The sequence below is a fragment of the Caldalkalibacillus thermarum genome (assembly GCF_014644735.1).
GTDB classification, from domain to species: Bacteria; Bacillota; Bacilli; order Caldalkalibacillales; family Caldalkalibacillaceae; genus Caldalkalibacillus; species Caldalkalibacillus thermarum.
Genome location: NZ_BMKZ01000074.1, coordinates 1 through 5944 on the forward strand (window position 1 = coordinate 1; position 5944 = coordinate 5944).

The window sequence follows — 5944 nt, forward strand, 5'->3', positions numbered from 1 at the left end:
CAGCAATACCTCCAAGTGCAAGGTTTTTGTAGGTGGTTTTTGAAAAACCCTTGCACTTAATTTCGCCAAAAATAGGTCTTTTCCTTTCAATATCAACATTTTTGTGTTTTTCAGCAAACCCTAATTAAGAAATGAATATATTTATTGGTCATCCCCATTATGAGCGAGCGCTACAACCATGAATGAAAATAGTGAACTGATTGAAGGGGACATTTTAATCGAAAAGGATAAACCAGCCTCATCTTGAAATTGTCTTCCGGGCTAGGCCACCTGGCAGAAGGATCTGTAAAGCTAGATGTGTGTTCACTTAAAAAATGTAACTTCTTCCAAACCCCCTCCTATTCTTAGACTCTACGAATCTAGTATAGTGAAAGGTCTTTATACAGGCTTTAAAACAATGGGAATAGGAGGAATACAATGCTAAGAAAAGTTGCCTTATTGTTCAGCATGACGGTGCTTATCCTTGGTTCATTAGGTGTAATGCATGCTCAAGAAGTGGACGCATCTACAGGTTGTAATATATGGAGTGGGACTCAAGTTCAGGTCGGTGAGGTGGATACTGCTGCTATACATCAGGAACTGTCTCAAGTGATCGAAGACATCCTTGGCCAGTATAAACCTTACTTACCTCAGCAAACAGAACAGCAAAAGCCTCCTGCTGAAAACAACAAAGACGGAGCACAGAACTCTGAATCTAAGCAGCAATATCAAGCTCCCCAAAATGATGTGGATGCTCAGTCTCAAGCAGATGCAGGGGTTTCGTTAAGCGCCGATGAACAAAAAATGGTAGAACTGGTTAACCAAGAACGTCAAAAGCGCGGTTTGTCACCTTTAAAAGTAGATGCAGATCTGGTTAAAGTAGCCCGCATTAAGGCACAAGATATGATTGACAACAATTATTTTGATCATCATTCTCCAACCTATGGTTCGCCGTTTGACATGTTAAATCACTTTGGGGTTGAGTTCCGTATCGCGGGTGAAAATCTTGCTGGGAATCCGTCTGTTGAAGGAGCTCATCAGTCATTAATGAACTCTGACGGACACCGGGCTAACATCTTAAATGGACAGTATGGCAAAGTGGGGATCGGCATTGTTGACGGTGGTCCATACGGCAAAATGTTTGTTCAACTCTTTACTGACTAAGCGACCAAGTTTCTATACACTTAAGTTAACACCTTAAAAGGGAGGCTGAGACAGGCCTCCCTTTGCAGATTTTTGCTGTTCCTACTTTAATAAGTCCTGCTAAATGGAGTCATCACTGTATAACTATTGTATTCAGAAGATCACATCCATAACAGCTTATTTTGCCTGGTGAAAAAGATCTGATAGATCATATTAATCACGAAGGTGACCAGGTGTCCGTTTCGATTGGGGAACATTTAGGTTATGATAGTGCCATGGATAGAGATTGGTAGGGAGGCAGGTACATGCAGAACAAAAAGGAGAATAATGTTTCTATTTCTTATCACGGCTCACTTTACCAAGCCCGTTTTATTGAGCGGCCCAATCGTTTTGTGGTTCGCTGTGAATTGTTAGGACAGTCCCAAAAAGGTACGTCGGTTAATGATCCAGGTTTAGCAAAAAACGTCGTGGAAGCCCACCTTCCCGATCCGGGGCGGCTCAAAGAGCTTCTTGTTCCCGGACGGACATTGTGGCTGAAGGCCAGCAACAAACCTGAGCGGAAAACGAAATGGTCCGTTGTTTTCTGCGAGACACCCGGCGGAAAGAGCTTAGTTTCACTTGATTCTACTTTACCAAACCGTCTCATCACTCTGGCGCTTGAAGCCAATGCATTAGAGGAGCTTCGGGACTGGTCCCTGGTTCAACCCGAATTTAAAATGGGAGGTTCTCGTTGGGATTTTTTATTAACCCATATCCGGGATGGGCGCAAACTGGCCTTAGAAATTAAAAGTGTGACACTTGTGAGGAATAAGATCGCCTTGTTTCCTGATGCTGTTACGCTGCGTGGAACAAAGCATCTTCGAGAATTGGCTCATCTTGCTAGAAAGACAGAGTGGGAAGCGGCCGTTCTGTTTGTGGTTCAGCGGGATGATGTTATACGAGTCGAGGCAGCCCGTGATATCGACCCCTGCTTTGCTGATGAATTAGAGAAGGCAAGGGCTAGCGGTGTTCAGTTGTTGGGGAGGAAATGCCATATCACCCTTAATGAAGTGACACTGGGGGGCAAGGTTCCGGTCATTACAGGATCTCCCATTAAACAAACAATGTAGACCAGGATGCTTTGCCCTTGTGGTTATTTCCTAGAAAATGAGAAAATTCGCACCATTCAACATTGGCCATAAAAAAACCTCTAAACATGGAACAGATTGTCGTTTTATTGTGAATCATGGAAGTTAAGAGTGCTTCTGACATTCTTTTTTTGCTGAAAAAATCGACAAATGGACAAGATTATTGTAAGCTGATAAATGGAGTTTATTTTCCTTTAGCGAAAGACTAGATGGGAGGATGACGCATGAATATCCATGAATATCAAGCAAAACAAGTGCTTAAACAATACGGTGTAAGCGTTCCCGAAGGGCACGTGGCCTTCACTGTAGATGAAGCAGTGGAAGCAGCCGAAAAACTGGGAACCGATGTTGTGGTAGTCAAAGCTCAAATTCATGCTGGCGGACGCGGAAAAGCGGGCGGTGTTAAAGTGGCCAGAAGCTTGGATGAAGTGCGTACATATGCGTCCGAGCTCCTGGGTAAAGTGCTTGTCACCCATCAGACAGGGCCGGAGGGTAAAGAAGTCAAACGCTTATGGATTGAACAGGGCTGCAATATTGAGAATGAATATTATATTGGAGTAGTGGTAGACCGCTCGACTGGCCGGGTTGTGATGATGGCGTCTGAAGAGGGCGGAACGGAGATTGAAGAGGTGGCAGCCAAAACGCCTGAAAAAATCTTTACCGAGGTGATTGATCCTGCGGTAGGATTGATGCCTTTCCAAGCACGTAAACTGGCTTATGCGATCAACATCCCTAAAAATCTGGTCAACAAAGCCGTTAAATTTATGCTTGGTTTATATCAAGCATTTGTAGATAAGGATTGCTCCATGGCGGAAATTAATCCGCTCGTCACCACTAAAGAAGGTGATGTACTAGCCCTTGATGCCAAGTTGAACTTTGATTCCAATGCCCTTTTCCGTCATCCTGACATTGTGGAGTTGCGCGATCTGTCTGAAGAAGACGAAAAAGAGATTGAAGCTTCCAAATATGACCTCAGTTACATTAGCCTGGACGGAAATATCGGCTGCATGGTGAACGGGGCTGGACTGGCCATGGCTACCATGGACATTATTAAATATTACGGTGGAGAGCCGGCCAACTTCCTGGATGTGGGGGGAGGCGCATCCACGGAGAAGGTAACCGAAGCGTTCAAAATTATTTTATCTGATCCTAAAGTCAAAGGGATTTTTGTTAACATTTTTGGCGGAATCATGAAATGTGACGTGATTGCGAATGGCATTGTGGAAGCAGCCAAGCAAGTGGGCCTCAATGTTCCCCTTGTCGTTCGCCTGGAGGGGACCAATGTGGAACTTGGCAAGCAGATTTTAAATGAATCGGGGCTTAATATCATTGCTGCGGAATCCATGGCTGACGGTGCTCAAAAAATCGTTGAGCTTGTGAAGTAAAGATAATAAAGGAGAAAGGCAGGGAAAACGATGAGTATTCTCGTTAACAAAGATACAAAAGTCATTTGTCAAGGTATTACAGGGTCTGCTGGTTTATTCCACACCAAAGCAGCTATCGAATACGGCACCAAAATGGTTGGAGGAGTGACTCCAGGCAAAGGCGGGACGGAAGTAGAGGGTGTTCCTGTTTTTGATACGGTACAAGAAGCCAAGGAGGCTACGGGTGCTACCGCTTCTGTCATTTATGTCCCTCCCGCTTTTGCGGCAGATGCCATTATGGAGGCTGTCGATGCCGAACTGGACCTTGTCGTCTGCATCACTGAAGGCATTCCTGTACTGGATATGGTTAAAGTGAAACGTTATATGGAAGGCAAGAAAACACGCCTGATCGGTCCTAACTGCCCAGGTGTCATTACACCGGAAGAATGCAAAATTGGGATCATGCCCGGTTACATCCACAAAAAAGGTCACATCGGGGTCGTCTCCCGCAGCGGAACCTTAACCTATGAGGCTGTGCACCAGTTAACCTCACGTGGAATTGGTCAATCAACAGCTGTGGGCATTGGAGGTGACCCTGTCAACGGCACCAACTTTATTGATGTGTTGAAGTTATTTAATGAGGATCCGGACACTTATGCTGTGATTATGATTGGTGAAATCGGTGGTACAGCAGAAGAGGAAGCGGCAGAATGGATCAAAGCCAACATGAAAAAACCTGTGGTAGGCTTTATCGGTGGACAAACTGCACCTCCAGGCAAGCGGATGGGTCACGCTGGCGCTATTATTTCGGGAGGAAAAGGAACAGCAGCAGACAAAATTGCCAAGCTGGAAGAGTGTGGCGTAAAAGTGGCCCGCACCCCGGCTGTAATCGGTGAAACCCTGGTATCCGTGCTGGAAGAGCATGGACTATTAGAAAAATGTAAAACACATGATCCTCAATAATCCGTTCCCATCGGGAGGCATCTTGAGAAGCTACACCAAGTGCTGGTGTAGCTTTTTTGTCATCTGGACCTTTTTCCAATGAGGAGTGTCAAGGGCAATTGAATAGCCGTTTGTTGGCAAAGGGGGATGTAGGGAATGCGCGATGTTTTACTGGGGCTGGCCATCACACCCGGTGTCGGCTGGAAAACGATTTATTATCTATTGCAAGGAGGATTAGACCAGACAGGATTTAACTTAAGTGCTGCCCAATGGAAAAAATATTTTAAACGTTTGACAGATCACCAAGCCCGGGCATTAAGCCAGACACTGAACACAGATAAGATAACCGATTATAAAAAACAACTTGAAGATAAACACGTTGGTTTCTTCACCATAACCGATGACATTTATCCTGCTCAGCTGAAGGAGATCGCCCAACCACCTTGGCTTTTGTTTGTCAGGGGAAATGTGGAGCTCTTAAACGCTCCTTGTTTAGCAGTTGTCGGTTCGCGGAAAACGACGGCTTACGGCCAGGCAGTGACCAAGCAGATTGTTCCCAAACTGACGGAGTACGGATTAAGCATTGTCAGCGGAATGGCGTTGGGGATTGATGCGCTTGCCCATCAAGCAGCCCTTGAAGCAGGAGGAGGGACGATTGCTGTTTTGGGAGCGGGCATCGACATCATTTATCCCCAACAAAACCGGCATTTGTATCATAGGCTCTTGCACCATGGCCTGCTTATTTCTGAATATCCTCTCCAAACGGCACCCCACCCCGGATTTTTCCCCCAACGCAACCGCATCATTGCCGGGATAAGTTTCGGAGTGCTTGTCGTGGAAGCGGCGCAAAAAAGCGGGTCACTGATTACAGCTCAGTATGCTCTGGAAAACGGACGGGAGGTCTTTGCGGTACCAGGATCCATCTTTAACCCGCAATCGGCAGGAACCAATCACTTGATTCAACAGAACGGGGCCAAGCTGGTTAGCTCTTATCAGGACATTCTGGAAGAGTTGCAACACTTCCTCCCCCGGGATGAGCCGCCATCTCTATCAAAAACAGCGGGATTAAATGAACTCGAAATGGCAGATGATAAAGAGAAGATGCTTCTAGCGTTGTTAAATGAAGAAAGAATGCATATTAATGAACTACATCATAAAAGTGGCTTATCTTTCAGTGAGATCCAGCGGATTCTGCTCAAGCTGGAAATGAAGAAGCTGGTCATCGCTCTTCCGGGATCCTTTTATCAACGGCAACAGCTCCCTTCCAAATCATAAAGGGCTGTAGTATGAGTAAAATTTCAGAGGGCAAACACACATTCGCCAATCCCTCTTCATGCCGTTAATAGCTCGTCTGTTAACGGCATGAAGAGGCCCCTAAAAAGCAAAAGA

Annotated in this window: 5 protein-coding genes; all 5 read left to right on the forward strand. The window is 45.6% G+C overall.

From position 1 onward, the window contains the following. Nucleotides 1-417 precede the first annotated feature (417 nt). The 5 genes from IEW48_RS15990 (at nucleotide 418) to dprA (ending at nucleotide 5830) form a co-directional block, all read left to right on the forward strand. Complete coding sequence (locus IEW48_RS15990; protein WP_188624629.1) at nucleotides 418-1143, forward strand: CAP domain-containing protein; 726 nt, start codon at nucleotides 418-420, stop codon at nucleotides 1141-1143. Between the two features lie 284 nt (nucleotides 1144-1427). Further along, complete coding sequence (gene sfsA, locus IEW48_RS15995; protein WP_188624630.1) at nucleotides 1428-2231, forward strand: DNA/RNA nuclease SfsA; 804 nt, start codon at nucleotides 1428-1430, stop codon at nucleotides 2229-2231. Nucleotides 2232-2473: 242 nt separating this feature from the next. Beyond that, a complete protein-coding gene (gene sucC / locus IEW48_RS16000; protein ID WP_188624631.1) occupies nucleotides 2474-3634 on the forward strand; it encodes an ADP-forming succinate--CoA ligase subunit beta in 1161 nt (386 codons plus the stop codon). A gap of 30 nt (nucleotides 3635-3664) precedes the next feature. Beyond that, the gene (sucD, locus tag IEW48_RS16005) at nucleotides 3665-4576 is read left to right on the forward strand and encodes a succinate--CoA ligase subunit alpha (RefSeq protein ID WP_007505179.1); all 912 of its coding nucleotides are present in this window, start codon (nucleotides 3665-3667) and stop codon (nucleotides 4574-4576) included. A 135-nt stretch (nucleotides 4577-4711) separates the two neighbouring features. Next, on the forward strand, nucleotides 4712-5830 hold the full coding sequence (dprA, locus tag IEW48_RS16010) for a DNA-processing protein DprA (protein WP_188624632.1): 1119 nt from the start codon (nucleotides 4712-4714) through the stop codon (nucleotides 5828-5830). Nucleotides 5831-5944: the final 114 nt, after the last annotated feature.

Bases quoted from the DNA above. Each gene is read 5' to 3' on its own strand.
- IEW48_RS15990 (WP_188624629.1), top strand. From the start codon at position 418: ATGCTAAGAAAAGTTGCCTTATTGTTCAGCATGACGGTGCTTATCCTT.
- sfsA (WP_188624630.1), top strand. From the start codon at position 1,428: ATGCAGAACAAAAAGGAGAATAATGTTTCTATTTCTTATCACGGCTCA.
- sucC (WP_188624631.1), top strand. From the start codon at position 2,474: ATGAATATCCATGAATATCAAGCAAAACAAGTGCTTAAACAATACGGT.
- sucD (WP_007505179.1), top strand. From the start codon at position 3,665: ATGAGTATTCTCGTTAACAAAGATACAAAAGTCATTTGTCAAGGTATT.
- dprA (WP_188624632.1), top strand. From the start codon at position 4,712: ATGCGCGATGTTTTACTGGGGCTGGCCATCACACCCGGTGTCGGCTGG.